This window comes from Paenibacillus arenilitoris (assembly GCF_014705655.1).
Lineage (GTDB): Bacteria > Bacillota > Bacilli > Paenibacillales > Paenibacillaceae > Pristimantibacillus > Pristimantibacillus arenilitoris.
The window spans coordinates 166,095-182,428 of record NZ_JACXIY010000017.1 but is presented as its reverse complement, the minus strand read 5'-3'; the positions used below and the strand labels follow the sequence as shown (position 1 = coordinate 182,428).

General features: G+C 50.3%; 14 protein-coding genes and 1 pseudogene. 2 read left to right on the top strand and 13 right to left on the bottom strand.

All coding sequences use genetic code 11. From position 1 onward, the window contains the following. Positions 1-86 precede the first annotated feature (86 nt). Positions 87-245 (top strand): annotated as a pseudogene (locus IDH41_RS15845) (tyrosine-type recombinase/integrase); the annotation flags it as partial. A 292-nt stretch (positions 246-537) separates the two neighbouring features. Here the strand turns inward: IDH41_RS15845 and IDH41_RS15840 are convergent. The 9 genes from IDH41_RS15840 to IDH41_RS32150 are packed head-to-tail and all read right to left on the bottom strand — an operon-like array spanning position 538 to position 10,098. Then, positions 538-1,683 carry a glycoside hydrolase family 88 protein gene (locus tag IDH41_RS15840; protein WP_190862663.1) on the bottom strand — a complete coding sequence of 382 codons (1,146 nt, stop codon included), beginning with the start codon at positions 1,681-1,683 and terminating at the stop codon, positions 538-540. A 39-nt stretch (positions 1,684-1,722) separates the two neighbouring features. Then, positions 1,723-2,754 carry a zinc-dependent alcohol dehydrogenase gene (locus IDH41_RS15835; RefSeq protein WP_190862661.1) on the bottom strand — a complete coding sequence of 344 codons (1,032 nt, stop codon included), beginning with the start codon at positions 2,752-2,754 and terminating at the stop codon, positions 1,723-1,725. A gap of 47 nt (positions 2,755-2,801) precedes the next feature. Then, positions 2,802-3,788: a hydroxyacid dehydrogenase gene (locus tag IDH41_RS15830; RefSeq protein ID WP_190862659.1), complete on the bottom strand. Its 987-nt coding sequence runs from the start codon at positions 3,786-3,788 to the stop codon at positions 2,802-2,804. A gap of 42 nt (positions 3,789-3,830) precedes the next feature. Next, entirely contained in the window at positions 3,831-4,859 is a 1,029-nt protein-coding gene (locus IDH41_RS15825; protein ID WP_190862657.1) for a Gfo/Idh/MocA family protein, read from the bottom strand. 29 nt (positions 4,860-4,888) lie between these two features. Further along, the gene (locus IDH41_RS15820) at positions 4,889-6,439 is read right to left on the bottom strand and encodes an extracellular solute-binding protein (RefSeq protein ID WP_223829763.1); all 1,551 of its coding nucleotides are present in this window, start codon (positions 6,437-6,439) and stop codon (positions 4,889-4,891) included. Between the two features lie 27 nt (positions 6,440-6,466). Continuing rightward, on the bottom strand, positions 6,467-7,348 hold the full coding sequence (locus tag IDH41_RS15815; protein ID WP_190862655.1) for a carbohydrate ABC transporter permease: 882 nt from the start codon (positions 7,346-7,348) through the stop codon (positions 6,467-6,469). Between the two features lie 30 nt (positions 7,349-7,378). After that, positions 7,379-8,344: an ABC transporter permease gene (locus tag IDH41_RS15810; protein WP_223829762.1), complete on the bottom strand. Its 966-nt coding sequence runs from the start codon at positions 8,342-8,344 to the stop codon at positions 7,379-7,381. 16 nt (positions 8,345-8,360) lie between these two features. Further along, positions 8,361-9,158, bottom strand: a complete 798-nt coding sequence (locus IDH41_RS15805) for a sugar phosphate isomerase/epimerase family protein (RefSeq protein ID WP_190862653.1) — start codon at positions 9,156-9,158, stop codon at positions 8,361-8,363. A 28-nt stretch (positions 9,159-9,186) separates the two neighbouring features. Further along, positions 9,187-10,098, bottom strand: coding sequence for a sugar phosphate isomerase/epimerase family protein (locus tag IDH41_RS32150; protein WP_223829775.1), 912 nt, complete (start codon positions 10,096-10,098; stop codon positions 9,187-9,189). 245 nt (positions 10,099-10,343) lie between these two features. On the opposite strand from IDH41_RS32150, the gene IDH41_RS15795 reads away from it, so the two are divergent. Continuing rightward, complete coding sequence (locus IDH41_RS15795; protein ID WP_190862651.1) at positions 10,344-11,546, top strand: ROK family protein; 1,203 nt, start codon at positions 10,344-10,346, stop codon at positions 11,544-11,546. Position 11,547: 1 nt separating this feature from the next. Here IDH41_RS15795 and IDH41_RS15790 read toward each other — a convergent pair whose 3' ends face one another. The 4 genes from IDH41_RS15790 to kdgD form a co-directional block, all read right to left on the bottom strand. Beyond that, on the bottom strand, positions 11,548-12,255 hold the full coding sequence (locus IDH41_RS15790; RefSeq protein ID WP_190862650.1) for a FadR/GntR family transcriptional regulator: 708 nt from the start codon (positions 12,253-12,255) through the stop codon (positions 11,548-11,550). A 145-nt stretch (positions 12,256-12,400) separates the two neighbouring features. Then, positions 12,401-13,765 carry a glucarate dehydratase gene (gene gudD / locus IDH41_RS15785; RefSeq protein ID WP_190862649.1) on the bottom strand — a complete coding sequence of 455 codons (1,365 nt, stop codon included), beginning with the start codon at positions 13,763-13,765 and terminating at the stop codon, positions 12,401-12,403. A gap of 30 nt (positions 13,766-13,795) precedes the next feature. Further along, entirely contained in the window at positions 13,796-15,247 is a 1,452-nt protein-coding gene (gucD, locus tag IDH41_RS15780) for an alpha-ketoglutaric semialdehyde dehydrogenase GucD (protein WP_190862648.1), read from the bottom strand. A gap of 15 nt (positions 15,248-15,262) precedes the next feature. Then, entirely contained in the window at positions 15,263-16,201 is a 939-nt protein-coding gene (gene kdgD / locus IDH41_RS15775; protein WP_190862647.1) for a 5-dehydro-4-deoxyglucarate dehydratase, read from the bottom strand. Positions 16,202-16,334: the final 133 nt, after the last annotated feature.

Here is a 16,334-nt window from a genome sequence, read left to right as displayed (position 1 = left end):
AACGTATACCGCAGTGACAATTCAACTGGCGAGTGGACTTGGCATTTTTCGCAGCAAGTTTAAGCATTTTTCGCTTGCAAAAAACAATAGGTACACACACGCTCCGAAAGACATTTGGGTATCATGCTTTTCAACAAAGTGTGGATATTACGATAATACAAAGGTTGCTTAACCATTCGTCACCTCGTATCACGCTAGCTTACATCGGTATTACCCAAGATGATCTGGGAAGGGGATGCTTATGAAACGAAATTGGGAACTGGACGAATTGATTGTGCATTTTACGATATTACCGCACGAAATGAGATTGATCGAAAATAAAACCGGTGAAACCCGAATAAAGTCAATCTCGTCTGCTCCTCAATACTTTTTCACAAAACTCGTATTTTGTACATATGTATAATAATCGGTTTAAGCTCTTATGGACCACACAATAATCCCGCAAATCGTAAATTCGATTGCGGGATTATTGTGTCAAAGCCAAGTTCTTGATTCTTTAGTCAAGTCTTTGATATAGCCTGTCAGCAATACTACAGATTAAAAGATAGCGTTGCCCCAGCCTTTCAATTTAGCAGCGGCTTCCACATAATAATAGTCTCCGTAAATTAACGATACATCGATATTCTGGCCTTGAGGCAGATTTCCCGTACCATGGAGCAAAATGGCCTCATGCCCAGGCTGTTCCCACGTTGCGTAATGCTGCGTCAACGATTGCATGATGCGTTTCGCCGCCCCTAGATACAGACTGGAATCGGATTCCGGTACATGCTTGGAAAGATCGATCAAACCGGATGCAGCTATGGCCGCTGCCGAAGAATCCCGCGGCGCCTTGCCCCTGTCATCCACCCGGAAATCCCAAAGGGGAATCAGGTCCACTTCCACACTCGCCAGAAAGAAGTCGGCGACACGCTTGGAGGCATCCAGAAAACGTGCATGTCCGGTGAGTCGGTACATGGTCGAGAAACCGTAGAGAGCCCAAGCCGTTCCTCGGCTCCAGGCCGATCCCGGAGCAAAGCCCTGTCCGCCCAATTCATGCGAGAACTCCCCCGTTATCGGATTAAAGCAGCAAATATGCCGTACCGAGCCGTCCTCACGTATAAAGTTCGTAAGCGCCATCTCCGCATGGGCAAGGGCGATGTGACTGAATCTCGGATCGTCCAGCTCTTCCGAAGCCCACATCAATAAAGGAAGATTCATCATACAATCGATAATGGACCATCCTGTATTACCTTCATGCCACGCTCGGACGCCATTGTTCCAGGCGCGAATGAATTTGCCGGCCAGGTTAAAGCGGCCGGCCAGAAAGTTAGCGGCTTCCAATCCGATTCTGCGCGCATCAGCATCTCCCGTCAGTTTATATTTGATCACGGCTGTCGGTAAAAATTGGAACCCCACATCATGATGAAGATTGGATGCCCGGATGAAGTTTTCCTCTATCCTTCTGTCCCAATCCCATGCGGCGGTCTTATAATGCTCCTTGCCGGTCACATCGTGCATCAGCCACAAGATCCCCGGCCAAAATCCGGATGTCCAGGCATCGCTGCGGGTATGATCATAAACACCGTCGGCTTTGGCCACATGGGGAATCTTGTCCCCGATCTGTTCCATCATGCGGTTGACCTTATTTTCAATCTTCGTCCAGAGCCCTTCCAAATCGGTTGGCGTCAATTCCTGAATCTTCATAGGTATCGTTCCTCCAGAATTCAAGAAGTTATTCGGCAGTTAGGTAACTTCGCAATCAATCATGACATGAATCGTGTCGCCTTTATGCTCGTTCCTCAATTGGAACGCCCGGGCTACTTCCGCTAACGGAACAACGTGAGTAATCATTTCCTCCGTATTTACCAATCCGTCCAGCACAAGTCTGAGCCCTTCGTCGAAGTAACGCCGATTGTCGATATCCCGTTTCGGCTCCGTCGAAAAAATATCGAGCCTCTTCTTATGAACCTTGAAGAAGTCGACAGGCTTATGACAGGTTCCGATGCAGCCATACATGACGATGCGGCCGTTCTGGGCGGCGGCATGGATGGCGTCCACCATACCGGCTCCTTCCAATAGACAAGGAATGACCACGTCGAAGCCGTCCGGAAAATCCGCCCCTGCAATATCCATCGTATTGGCATGCTCGTGAGGCATCTTGTAAGTATGGGTGGCCCCGTATTTCCGGGCCAGTGCAAGCTTCTCGTCAAACAGATCCGTAACCGCTAAATTTCGCGGACTAAACAGATTAACCACTTGAGTCATGACCAGACCGCTGACCCCTTGTCCGGTAATTAGAACATTCTTATTAGGTGAGATGTCTGCAAGTTCTGCGGCATGAAGGATGCCCGGAAGCACTTCAATTAAAGAGCCTTCGATGAGCGGAAGATCTTTCGGCAGCACTTTTGCGGAAAAAGGACTGCAGCATACATATTCGGCAAATGCGCCCCAAACATATCTTAATGCGACATGATCCCCTACTTTAACGCCGATCACATTAGATCCGACTTTATCGATGACGCCGGCTACTTCATGTCCAAGCCGCGTAGGGTATGTAATAAACTCAGGTTCGCGCGCGCCGCGGAATACTTCAACGTCGCTGCCGCAAATCCCGACCCATTTGACCTTAACCCGCACTTCTCCATCTTTTGGCTCCGGAATCAAAGCCCGCTTGACGCTTATTTCGCCAATCGCGTCCATGACTGCGCACATTTGCGTTCCAGGACCGTCATCATCCACCAGTTCCATAGGCGGCACGGACATTTTCCTTACCATCTGCGTTCTCCTTTCGGCGCTATCAAAGGTTATATCGTTTATTGCTCCTAAGCCATAACTTCCCACATTCGCTCGTTTACTTCGTAAGCCGAATTTTCCTGATTTAAGCCTTGTATCATATCCTTTACCACTTCTTCCATCAACGAGAGATGACCTTGAACCGATGCTCCGGCGATATGCGGCGTAAGGAGCACATTCGGCAGGGAACGGATCGGACTGTCCGCTGCGAGCGGTTCCTTCTCAAATACATCGAGTGCGGCAAAAAAACGTCCGCTTTGAAGCTGCTCCATAAACGCTTGTTCATCCACAACCGAACCGCGCGAAGAGTTAATAAAGACTGCGCCGTCGGGAATAAGCGCCAATAATTCGCGGCTTAACATTCTTTCCGTTGCGGGCAGCTTCGGCGCGTGTACGGAAATAATCGGGCAGCTCATCACCTCTTCAAGCGATGCCCTTCTGGCGTTAAGGCCGGCCGCGGCTTCCTCCGTCAAGTACGGATCGTAAATAAGCACGTTCACTTGAAATGGCGCGAGCAATTTAATGAAAGCGCGGGCCGTGGAACTGGCTGAAATGATTCCGATCGTACTGCCGGTAAGCTCTCTTCCTTTCAGACCGAGCTCTCTCCATTGACCGGCCCGCAAGGATGCGTCCAGCACCGGCAAATAGCGCAAAGAGGCAAGCAGCGCGGCAAGGCAGTATTCCCCCACGCTTAAAGCAATGCGGGGAGCTGCGGAAAAGACCCTCACACCGCGGGAGAAAATTTGCTTCGGCACGAGATTCTTCACCGATCCGGCAGCATGCCCGACCGCGCGGAGCTTGTTCGCTTTCGACAAAACGTCATCCGTAAGAGACGGCGATCCCCAGCTCGTAATCATAACTTCGACGTCGCTTACCAGTTCCGCCAGCTCCTCCTTCGTGTAATCTCTACTCGTTTCATTCCAGGTAACATCGAAATGTTCATTCAACAGTGCCCGGCATTTGTCGGAGCAAACCTCTCTCAAACGCGATGCCGGAGACAGCACCAATGCTTTCATCTTCATATGATCCTCCCCTTATAAGGTGTTTTTACACCGGATCTATATCGTTACAACTTGATGCGTGCGGATCGATTCGAAACAGGCGTCTATCACTTTCATCACGCGAATGATTTCCTGTCCCGAAGCGAGAGGTTCCCGTCCTTCACGGATCGCGTCCGCGAATTCTTCCAGCTGACGAGTGAAGTTGGCGTTTGTTCTATCGCACTCATCCTGCTTTTCACCGTTAACCAGCAGTTCGTATTCATCCTTCAGCTGGATAATTCCGTTCGTCCCGATCACATATCGTTCGTAAATGCTGTTCTGCGTCGACCATATCCGTTTGCCTGTCAAACCTTCCGCATCCGCCGGCCGGGTGCCCGCATTAAACGACATAAGCACGTTAGCCATCTGACCTTCGCCGAAATTCAGCGAAATGGCGACCTCATCCTCCCCGCTCCAGTTCGGATTGTTGGAATGCCCTTGCGCATAAACCGAAAGCGGCAATTTATCGTAGGCCCATAGGATATAATCTAAAATATGGCTGCCCCAGAGCGGTATAATAAATCCGCCGATTTTCGAATCGTCCTTCCACCAGTCGGTTGCCGGCTTATCCATGTAAGCGAGCAGCAGCGCATTGATATTGATCAGATCGCCGATTTCTTTCGCTCTGACCCTTTTGATGGACTCGATGACAGGGCTGAAGAAACGACGGCTTTGACCGATCATCAGCGTTGCGCCCTTCTCCCCAGCTGCTGAAACCATTTGCTCCGCTTCCCGCACATTCATGGCCATAGGCTTTTCAACCAGGACATGCTTGCCGGCGCGAAGCGCATTAATCGAATATTCCGCGTGAAGATGATGAGGCAGCAGCAGCAGGAAAGCATCGATATCCGGATCATGGACCGCATCGTCATAGGAAGTATACGTTTTTACCCCTTCCCACTGTTCGGCTTCCTGCCTCAGCTTGCCTTCATCGCGCGTTACGAGCGCAACCAGCTCCATTTTATCGGCTAATTCTCGTACCGCCGGAAGATGGGACTTCGACACGCGCCCCAATCCGACAACGGCGAGTCGCAGTTTTTGCGGCATAGACCTCTCGACTCCTTTTCGCTATTCAGTTAGCTTGCGGCATTCTTTCTGTCCTGATAGGCTTGATTGAATTCTTCGATAATCTTCATATAGTTGGCGTCGGCCTTAAGCGTCTCCACAAGGGCATCCCACGATTCAATCGGTTCTTTGCCCATAATCACTTTAATTTTCATATCTTCAATCTTCTTATTAAAATCAGGCCCCATCAGCAAATCGGTTTCGGATAGCAATCCTATCGATACGTCGGATATTCCGTAATTGGCACGCTCGTCTACAATATTCTTGTTCCGTTCGAACATATCCTTCGGCATGCCTACGCGGTAAGCCCAGAGATATTGATCGTATCTCGTGAAAATTTTGCCGAACGAGCTTTGCGATACGCTTTCTTTAACCGCTTGCTCCGTAGCTGTTTTGAAGCCGTCCGCGACCGTGAAGTGGACGCCTTCCAGTCCGTAACAGGCCAATTCAAAGCCCTCCTCGGATGCGCCGTAGTCCATCAAAGCGAGAATTTTCTTCATCTTCTCTTCAGGGACTTTTTTCGGGATCAAGTATAGTCCGGCAAATCCGGAGCCTGTATGAACCATTTTGCCGGCCGCGCTTTCCAGATAAGTCATCGCCACGAAATCCGCTTTCGGGTCAAGCTTGCGCGCCCCTTCGGTTGAGCGGAAGACGCCTTCCGTCGTATCCATTTGAACGCCGGCTTTACCCGCTTTCGCCATGTTTTCAAAGTCCGTCGTCTTCATCACGGCAAAGTCTTCGGGGATTATTTTTTCCGTGTACATCTTATTCAGGTAAAGGAGACCTTCTCTTGTTCCCGGTTCCAGATCGGTATCCACCAGCTTGCCGTCGACCTCTTTCCATTTCCCGTTGCTATGATTGAAAATTCCGATTACTTTCCCCCAGTCCTTGCCGTTATATCCGTACGTGTCCGCCTGGCCGTTCTTGTCCGGGTCTTGCTCCACGAACGCTTTCGCAGCGGCATAAAACTCATCCATCGTACGCGGCATCTTGAGGCCCAGGTTATCCAGCCAATCTTGGCGGATATTAAAAAAGCTGCTTCCGTGAAGCGGACGTACCGACGGCAGTATATACTGTTTGCCATCCACCTTCACACGGTCCATAATTTCTTGCGGATATGCCGATAAATTCTCATAGTCTTTCAAATATGGACCCAAATCCCAAAAAGCGCCTTGCTTGATCATCGTAATCGCCTGCGTTTGCTTCATGTCCTTGATCTTCATCAGATCGGGCATGTCACCCGAAGCGAGCAATACATTCTGCTTCTCTTCCCAACCATTCGGTGATGCCCAGGTAATATTCAGCTTCGTATTCGTCCGTTTCTCGAATTCCTTCGTAACCGGATTGTCGGCGGCCGGCGGCTCAGACGTGCTGAATTCGGTGAAAATACTAATTTCCGTCGGCTTCTCCTGAGCTGAGGTACCGGTTGCTCCCGTGTTCGTGCTCGTGGACGTGCCTGGCGCCGAATTGCCCGAGCAGCCCGACAAGATGGATACCGCCAAGACAAATACGAAAGATGGGCGTACCGCTTTGCGTTTCATAAACCTCTCTTTTTCTTTCATGCTAACCCTCCTCGAATTATTCTATGATTATCCTTTCACCGAACCCAGCATGACGCCTTTGGCAAAATGCTTTTGCAGGAACGGATAAACACACAGGATCGGGAACGTCGCGATGACGACCGCAGCCATTTTTAAAGTTTCGGTAGGGATATTTTGTTCCGCCATCATTTCCGCTGCAGCCGTTCCTCCCGCCTGGGTGGAAGAGTCGATCAGCATATTGCGCAGCACAAGCTGAAGCGGCCACTTCGTATAATCGTTAATGTAAAGAACAGCGTTAAAAAAGGTGTTCCAGTAGCCCACCGCATAAAATAATCCAAATGCGGCCAGTGCGGGAAGCGATAACGGAAGGACGATCCGGAAGAAAACGCCGATGTCGGTCGAACCGTCGATAACGGCGGATTCCTCCAATTCAACCGGAATACTGTCGAAGAAGCTCTTCATCAGAATGACATACCACCCGCTTGTCAGCACCGGCAGAATCAGGGACCATACGCTGTTGATCAGTCCCAGATCGCGAACAAGCAGATAAGGCGGGATCAATCCTGGACCAAACAAAATCGTAATAAGAATGAGCAGCATCATGAATCTTCTGCCTTGCAATCGCTTGCGAGATAAACCGTAGGAGAATGCCGAGGTCACTACCAGGCTCAAAGCCGTTCCGACAATGGCCAGAAACGCGCTGATCAGCGTAGCGTTCTTAAAGGCCGACGTAGACAGCAAATAGTTATAGGAATCAAACGTCCAGCTTTGCGGAAACAAGACATAGCCTTGCTTCCTTATGTACTCCGCCGGATCAGTAAAAGATACGACGACGACGTAATACAGCGGGAAAAGCGTAAGGATCCCTACAAGCGCCAGTACCGTTATATTCGCCGCATCAAATAGGCGGCCGCTTATGCTCCGTTTCATTCTGTTCACCCCGTTTCTGATCGTTCGCGATTAATAGACGCCTTCTTCGCCAAAGCGTTTAGCCACTTTGTTGGCCAGAATAACCAGAATCAATCCAACAACGGATTTGAACAGTCCGACCGCGGTACTGAAGCTGAACTGGCCCTGCTGAATACCGACACGGTAAACGTAGGTTTCAAATACATCCGCAACATTGGACACCGCTCCGTTCATCATTAAAAACACTTGCTCGAATCCGACGTCCATAATATCGCCCAGCCTCAAGATGAACAGAATGACAATGACGCTTCGGATCGCGGGCAGCGTGATATGCCAAGCCTGGCGCAGCCGGTTAGCCCCGTCCATCTTAGCCGCTTCGTAGAGCTGCGGATCCACGCCGGCGATAGCGGCAAGGAAGATGATCGTCCCCCAGCCGGTCTCCTTCCAAATGTTTTGAATGACAAGCATGATCCAGAAATTGTTTTCGTTGGTTAAGAAGTCATACTTGGCATACCCTAAACTGACCAGCATTTTGTTAACAATCCCCGAAGACTGCGACAACAGCAAGAATGTGATACCCGCGATGATCACCCAGGAAAGAAAGTGCGGCATATAAACAATGGATTGGATCCATTTTTTGTAAACCGCACTGCGCAGTTCGTTCAGTAAAAGAGAAAGCAAAATCGGCAAAGGGAAAAAGAACAGCAGCTTGAGCAAGCTGATGGCCATCGTATTGCGAAACAGCAAGTAAAAATCCTGATTCGAAAAAAAACGGATAAAATGCTCAAAACCAACCCATGGACTTTCCGTTATGCCCATATATGGCGAATAATTTTGAAAGGCAATGACGATTCCCCACATTGGCACATATTTGAATAACAGAAAAAACAAAAGACCGGGAGCGATTAAAAGATACAGATATTTATCCCGTTTGAGCCCGTACATGACCTGCTTCCATCGGCTCCGTGCAGTTGGTTTTGCCAGACCGTCTATTTGCACTTCGCTTTGCATGGCCATGGCGCTTCACCTCCCTTTACTTAAAGAGCGATTTCGCATAAGCAAGATCTTCAGTGATGTACCGGTCTTTACCCGCCAAATCCGTATATTCGGCGGTCAGGCATACAACGCCGGAATAGCCGCGCTGCTTCACATAGTCGGCAATTCTGGGCCAGTGGGCCATACCGTGACGGCCGGTCGTATAATGGCGCTTCCATTCGGCGGTTTCCGCCTCGGGTCCGTTGCTGCGGGTAAAATAACCGTTTTTCAAATTGACCATGGCCAGATGGGACCAAACGATGTCCAACCCGTATTCGGGCTGCTGCCCCGCGAACGCATCATGCGCCGCATCCCATACAACGCCGATATGGTGTGGGCTGAAGTTATCCACGATCCGCATAATGCCGTTGGAGTCGACGATATAATTTCCGTAATGCTGCTGGAAGGCGATCTTTACGCCGTACTTTTCGCAGAGGGGGACAAGCTGATCCAGCTTCCGCCGGGTCCGTTCTTCCGTCGCTTTATAACCGTCCCGATCGATATTGACCATAATCCGGATGAGCGGCACCCCGGACTCGGCACATGCGGCGAAAACCGGTTCATCGGTCGAAGCTGCAACGCTGAATATGCTGAGTCCTTGCTCGCCGAGCTTCACGGCGAATGCCGGCAGCGATTTCCCGACGGTCTCAGGCTCAACCTGAAACCCCTCTCGAACGGGAAGCTCGATGCCGTCAAAGCCGAGACCGCTTAGGAAGAAGGCCAGCTCCTCAGCCGACTTTTCCTTCCAATGCTTTACAAATAACGAATAAGAAAATGGTTTTTCCGGTTTCTCCACAGTCCCGTCAACTCCCCCTAAATGTTTTTTAAACACTTACATCCGAGCTTTCCGTTATATTCAACAAATGCTGCACGTCGTTATAGCATTGCTGCGCCAGCTCGCCATGTACGGGAAGCTCGGAACCCGGCTTGCTTACGCTTTCAACGGTAAGATAGCCGCCGTATCCGATTTGCTTCAGCCCCCTGAACACTTCGTACCAATCGATGCCTCCCTGATTGATGAGCCGGTGGCAATAGTAACGTTCCTCGGTCTTGTTCTTCTTAGGTATCACCCGATGGTATCTCCCAATATGCGGCACATAATCGCCGTACTCGAAAGCCCATGGGTATCCGGCGCCTTTTAATCCCACAATATCTTTAATATGAACGTTGACCAGATACGGCTTCAGCCGTTTTATCGTTTCAACGCCGTAATCGGCCGGCACCTGATAGAGATTGACGGGATCCAGGATCAGCCCCGTATTGCTGCGTTCAACCGCTTCGACAAAGGCAACTGACGAATCCGCAGAATCGCATAAGGTCCCGTGATGCATCTCGATGACGGCTCGTATATTCCTATCGGCGGCAAGATCGGCGCATTGCCGGAACCACTTCACAGACTTCGCAAAATCATCCTCGGAAACCTCGTCGGCATGCTGAAAACCTGGATTCAGCCTCATCATTCCGCAGCCGATTGTCGACGCGAAATCAAGATAACGTTCCCATTTTTGCAGCTCGGCTTTATTTTCATCCTCTGTATTGCAAGCGAAATTCCCTGCAAACAACGAGAGATTGGTTGGCGCAAGGCGGTAGCCTTCAAGCAAGCCTTTTATTTGTTCCGCCCGTTCCCTGGATATCCGGCCGTCCTGCAATTCGCCGACGCCCCGAATTTCAACGCCTTCATAGCCAATGGCAGCCGCATCTTTTAAAAAATGCTCGATTGAGGAATCATCATACATATTTCCGCCTAAAACGATTGTCGCTTTCATCGTATCCCCCCGTAACCGCTTTCATATCTATAAGCAATCATACCTTCGATCCCGAACTTATGTCAAGATATAAATTAAGTTTCGAATGAGACGAAATTTCGCTATAGAAATAGTGCCGTTTTTATGACGCGATCCTTGAACTTTGTTCCGATTTTTAATATAATTGCAGTTGTTTATTCCTATTAATTTAACGATCAGCGACGGTGATGCTCTCCATGATTATGAATAAAAGCGACCAAAAGGGCAGTAAAACGAGCATTATCCAAGCACTGCGCATGCATGGAGCCATGCCCCGGGTTAACTTGACCAAAGTGACGGAACTTAGCAGAGCTACGATCTCCTCCACGATTTCCGAGTTGATTGCATGCAATCTTGTGAAGGAAACGGAAAAAACCCCCTCCACCGGAGGGCGGCCCGCCATTTCCCTCGAGCTTGTCCCCGGATCCCAAGCCGTCATAGGCGCCGATTTGGACAATCAGGTATGGACACTCGGTGTATTCGATCTGCTCGGCAATGTTTTGCAGGTAACCAAAATACCCGTCAGCTCTTCCCGTCCCGAGACGGCGGTTCATGAGCTGGTCGAGCAGACGAAAGCTTTTATTAAGACGTTTGACACTAACGTCATCCCCATGTTCGGTATTGGCGTGCCGGGGCTTGTCGATACAACACGGGGTACGATAAGGAGCGCGTCTGATTTGGGGTGGTCCAACGTGGTCATTGAGGAAATGGTCAGCAGTGCGCTTGGTTGGCCGACTGTGGCCATAAACAGGCACCGTGCGCGCGGGCTGGCGGAATGCCGGTTCGGCTCCGGAAGAGAATACAACCATATGATTTATGTCGGGGTTGGCTCAGGTATTGCAGCCGGTATATTTAACGACAGGAAACTAGTATCAGGCTCATTCGGAGGAGCGGGCGAGCTCGGACATATTACGGTTGAACCCGCTGGCCCTGTTTGTCCGTGCGGCAATAACGGATGTTTGCACCTCTACGCTACCGCTTCCGCAATCGAGCAGGAAACCCGCAGACTGCTTCGCGCCGGACAGGAGGAAAGTCTGTTGAGCAGCGGCTATCCCGGGAACGACCTCCAGCTTCTTCAAGCGGAATTTATTTGCCGGGCTGCCGATGAAGGCGATGAATTGGCAATACGCGTTGTAAATCATGCGGCTACTTACCTTGGTATCGCGCTGGCCAATCTCGTTAATTTACTGAATCCGGAGGCCGTCATTCTCGGAGGAGCAATACCTGGCTTGTGCAGAACTTATGTCCAAACCGCTACAAAAGTAATGTACCAACGGTCTATGACGTCTCTTTCTGCCGGAATAGCGGTCAACACTGCCGTGTTAGCTGAGACCGGCGGAGCTTTAGGCGCCATCAATTACGCGCTCGACCGGCATTTTTCATTCACCATGATACAATAATTCAACTTTCGCGCATGGTTTGATGCTTCAGAAGCTTATCCCGGACATAGCTTAGATGACGGTACATATGAGTAAATGCCTCATAAGGATCATGTTTTCTGAGCGCATGATAAATATCCGTATGGAATCGAACCGTCACATCGCGTTCACGGTATTTGATATGGCTGTTCATCTGGTCATGGCTCATCAACAGAGGATCAATCATACCCTCTATAATCGGATTGTTCGCGCTCATGGCAATGATAAGATGAAATTCCTTATCCACTTCCCCGTAATTATTATCGACGCTGGCCGCTATTTTATCGATCGTTTCCTTTAACCGCGCCAGCTGCTCATCCGTTATTTTTTCGGCGGCCATCGTCACGAGACCTAATTCTAGCGCCATTCTAGCTTCGATAATCGCCGGCAGGTTGCCGACCGACAACGCGAGCATCACCGAGAACGGCTTGCTGCCGATCTTGTTGTTGAAGTACGTACCGCCGCGGGTCTTGCGTGTAATAATCTCCAACGTTTCGAGCGAGCTTAACGCTTCGCGCAAAACCGGCCGGCTCACATCGAGCATTTCGATCAGCTCCATTTCGGACGGCAGCTTGTCTCCGGGCTTGAGCTGTCCGCTAAGCAGCAGCTGGACGATACTCTCCACTACCTGCTTCGACAATGTATTCCGTCTCACCGATCCCACTTCTAAGATTCCTTTATGTTCAACCATAAACACCCTCATCTCTTTGCGGCTGAAGCCATTTATCATATTGTAAGACAATTAAATTAAAATAACAACGTGGTCGAATCTAAAAAAGTCCACTGTTCCGTAGAAAGGAAGCAGTGGACTAAGAGCATAAAATGTCCAAATTTAACTATCGTACGAGGCATGGCCTTTTGTTGTCAAATTTCCAGTTGGGAATATAGTATTGCATCGCGATTGCGTCATCGCGCGATCCGAGGCCGTGCTCCTTATACAGCTGATGCGCCTTCTCGACTTGCTCCATATCGAGCTCGACGCCTAGCCCCGGCTTGTCCGGAACATCCACCATTCCTCCCGCAATCTGAAGCGGCTCTTTGGTCAACTGCTGCCCATCCTGCCAGATCCAATGCGTATCGATCGCCGTGATTTTGCCCGGTGCCGCGGCAGCAACATGGGTGAACATCGCGAGTGAAATATCAAAATGATTGTTCGAATGCGATCCCCATGTAAGCCCCCATTCATGGCACATCTGAGCTACCCGGACTGAGCCCTGCATCGTCCAGAAGTGAGGATCGGCGAGCGGAATATCCACCGAATTCAATTGTATGGCATGCCCCATTTGACGCCAATCGGTGGCAATCATGTTTGTAGCGGTCGGCAGACCCGTCGCGCGCCGGAATTCCGCCATCGCCTCACGGCCGGAGTAGCCGTTCTCCGCTCCGCACGGATCTTCCGCGTAAGCAAGTACATCGTGTCGGTCGCGACAAAGCCGAACTGCTTCCGCTAAAGACCAGGCCCCATTCGGGTCCAAAGTCATTCTTGCTTGCGGGAACCGTTCCGCAAGCGCGGTAACCGCTTCGATCTCCTCTTCCCCGCGAAGCACGCCTCCTTTCAATTTAAAGTCGTTGAATCCATAGCGCTTATGCGCGGCTTCGGCAAGCCTGACAATCGCGTCAGTCGTAACCGCTTCCTCATGACGGAGCCGAAGCCAATCATCTTCGGCATCCGGCGCAGTCAAGTACGGCATATCCGTTTTGCTGCTATCTCCAATATAGAATAAATAACCTAGCATCTCTACCTTGTCGCGCTGCTGTCCTTCCCCGAGCAGCGCCGCAACGGGAACGCCGAGGAATTGGCCGAGGAGATCGAGGAGCGCCGCCTCCAGAGCCGTAACGGCATGAATCGTAATGCGCAGATCGAACGTCTGCAGACCTCGTCCTCCAGCATCCAGATCCGCAAACTGCTTGCGCACCGAAGTAAGAATGTTGTTGTACTGACCTATAGATCGGCCGATTATGAGAGAGCTCGCATCCTCCAACGTTCGACGAATGTTCTCGCCGCCGGGCACCTCGCCCACGCCTGTATTTCCCGCGTTATCCTTTAGAATGACAATATTGCGAGTGAAGAATGGAGCATGCGCACCGCTAAGATTAAATAACATGCTGTCGTGTCCCGCTACAGGGATGACCTGCATTTCAATAATGACCGGCGTTCCATGAGCGTGATTTAATTGATTCTGAGTCTGTTCCTGAATCATACAATCCTCTCCTTGTATGGAATTCTCCGATTAAGCTTTGACGAATACGGTTTTAACGGATGTGAAAAACTCAATAGCCGCCCGCCCTTGCTCGCGCGAATGGGAACTCGATTGCTTCATTCCGCCGAACGGCGCCTGCAGCTCGACCCCTGCGCTCTCCGCATTAATGCGGACGAGTCCGGCATCCATTTCATTGATAAAGGTCAGCATATTGCCGATATTGGCTGTAAAGATCGATGCGCTTAAACCGAATACCACATCGTTAGCCAGCTGCAGCGCCTCTTCGATCGTCTCTACCTTCATGAGAGCAAGAACCGGCCCGAATATTTCCTCTTGCGCGATCGTCATATTGCCCGTTACATTATCGAAAACCGTCGGCTCGACAAAAAATCCGTTGCCCAAGCCTTGAGGCTGCCTGCCGCCGTAAAGCAGCGTGCCGCCTTCTTGAATTCCTTTTTCAATATAGGAGAGTACGGTTCTCAGCTGGCCTTCGTTTGCGCAAGGCCCCATCCAAATGCCGTCTTTCATTCCGTCTCCGACCGTAATCTCTTTTACCTTTTGAAGAAGCTTTTCCTTAAAAGCATCGTATACACCGCTTTGCACGATCACTCTGCTTGTTGCCGTACATTTCTGCCCGGTCGATCGCAAGCCGCCGCTTAACGTAGCCTCAACCGCAACATTAAGATCGGCGTCGTTCGCGACGATGACCGGGTTTTTCCCGCCCATTTCGAGCTGATACTTTGCGCCGCGGGCAAGAGCTGCTTGCCCGATTCGTTTGCCAACCTCGTTCGAGCCGGTAAAGGTGATGCCGTTTACATCCGGGTGATCGGCCAAGCCTTGCCCGATAACGGATCCGGCTCCCGTCACCAGGTTAACGACTCCGGCCGGCAATCCGGCTTCGGCCAGACATTCGATGATCTTGGCGCACGTGACTGCAGTCTCCGTTGCCGGTTTAATCACTACGGTATTCCCGTAAATCAAAGCCGGAGCCATTTTCCAAATCGGAATCGCGACAGGGAAGTTCCATGGCGTAATCACGCCGATGACGCCCAGAGGAACCCGCGTCGTAAACATGAGCGCCTCACTGTCCGTGGATGGAATGACATCGCCGATCGAGCGTAGCCCTTCACCCGCATAATACCGCAATATGGCGACGCCTCTTGCCGTTTCGCCTTTGGCTTCAGGGAGCGTTTTCCCCATTTCTCTCGTCATCGTTTCGGCGATTTCATCCAATCTGCTTTCCAGGATGGAAGCCGCTTTGAGCAAATAATTCCCGCGCTCGTTGCCAGACAGCTTTTTCCATTTCTTTTGCATTGCTTTCGCGCTGGATACGGCCTGATTCAAATCGGGCAGAGCCGATTTTTGCACATAACCAATGATCTCGTGTTTATTTGCAGGGTTGATGCTTGCCTCGACCTCGCCTGTCGACGAAGCTGTCCACTGCCCGTTTATATAATTCAAATAAGTACAGACTTCAGCCATAGCTCCTTGTTCCTCCTAACCGGTAACGGAATTTACTTGTTTTCCTTTCGGGAACCGTTCGAATGTATCGTTCAGAATGGCTTCGAGCATGTTGTAATGCTCTTTCTCCACTTCGATAACCGGCACGCGTGTCTTGGTGCCTACAGGAAGCCCGACAATCTCCATCCCCGCTTTAATCAATGCGACCGCATAGCCTTTTCTCTGTTTGCGAATCCGGTTGATCGGCAAGATGACATAACGATACAGCTCGCTTAGCAATTCTTTGTTCTGATTCAGCAGCGCATGATAGAAAAGCGCGGAAATATGCGGGATATAGTTGGAAATAGCCGAAGAATAGGCCTGAAAACCTAAGTTGACATAAGCCGGCATCGTCACTTCAGCCATCGGCATACCATTTAACCAGCTGAGCCGGTCTCCGATTGTTTGGGTCATCTCCATGTTCAGTTCCATATTGCCATGTCCGTCTTTGAGGCCTACAACCTGCGGAAATTCCACAAGGCGCTGAAGCGTTTCCACGGTTACAATGCAATTGTCTCGCTGATAAACGATAGCGTTCAGCTCCGTACTCGTAACAATGGTCTTTATGTATTCGTACAATCCTTCTTGCTCCGGTTCAATCAAATACGGGGGCAAAATCAAATATCCATCGACTCCGAGTTTCGCCGACAGCTCGGCAAGCTCCACCGCATGTCTGATGTTGCCTCCGACTCCGGTGTACACCGGCACTTTCCCTCCGGCAACGGTTACGGCCGTTTCAACCATCGCTTTGTATTCGCTATGGTCTAATGCGTGAAATTCTCCGGAACCGCATCCGATAAATATGGCGCTTAATCCTTCATCGATTAGAAACTGAACATTGGTTTGAAGCGCTTTCAAATCAAGGTTGCCTTGATGATTCATAGGTGCTACAGGAAAGCCTAAAATTCCATCAGGCGATTTTCTTAAAACGCTCATGATTAGCTGCCCCTTTCAAGTGAAATAGGTATCGTCGTTTCTCTTAAAGTTAATTGTAAGACAAATTAATTTATAAGTCAATTAGTGATTGAAGGCTTGCGAATCAATCAAACAAGAAAGAGACGACCGGCAG

Coding starts and splice junctions, on each gene's coding strand:
- IDH41_RS15840 (WP_190862663.1), bottom strand. CDS start 1,683: ATGAAGATTCAGGAATTGACGCCAACCGATTTGGAAGGGCTCTGGACG.
- IDH41_RS15835 (WP_190862661.1), bottom strand. CDS start 2,754: ATGGTAAGGAAAATGTCCGTGCCGCCTATGGAACTGGTGGATGATGAC.
- IDH41_RS15830 (WP_190862659.1), bottom strand. CDS start 3,788: ATGAAAGCATTGGTGCTGTCTCCGGCATCGCGTTTGAGAGAGGTTTGC.
- IDH41_RS15825 (WP_190862657.1), bottom strand. CDS start 4,859: ATGCCGCAAAAACTGCGACTCGCCGTTGTCGGATTGGGGCGCGTGTCG.
- IDH41_RS15820 (WP_223829763.1), bottom strand. CDS start 6,439: ATGAAAGAAAAAGAGAGGTTTATGAAACGCAAAGCGGTACGCCCATCT.
- IDH41_RS15815 (WP_190862655.1), bottom strand. CDS start 7,348: ATGAAACGGAGCATAAGCGGCCGCCTATTTGATGCGGCGAATATAACG.
- IDH41_RS15810 (WP_223829762.1), bottom strand. CDS start 8,344: ATGGCCATGCAAAGCGAAGTGCAAATAGACGGTCTGGCAAAACCAACT.
- IDH41_RS32150 (WP_223829775.1), bottom strand. CDS start 10,098: ATGTATGATGATTCCTCAATCGAGCATTTTTTAAAAGATGCGGCTGCC.
- IDH41_RS15795 (WP_190862651.1), top strand. CDS start 10,344: ATGATTATGAATAAAAGCGACCAAAAGGGCAGTAAAACGAGCATTATC.
- IDH41_RS15790 (WP_190862650.1), bottom strand. CDS start 12,255: ATGGTTGAACATAAAGGAATCTTAGAAGTGGGATCGGTGAGACGGAAT.
- gudD (WP_190862649.1), bottom strand. CDS start 13,765: ATGATTCAGGAACAGACTCAGAATCAATTAAATCACGCTCATGGAACG.
- gucD (WP_190862648.1), bottom strand. CDS start 15,247: ATGGCTGAAGTCTGTACTTATTTGAATTATATAAACGGGCAGTGGACA.
- kdgD (WP_190862647.1), bottom strand. CDS start 16,201: ATGAGCGTTTTAAGAAAATCGCCTGATGGAATTTTAGGCTTTCCTGTA.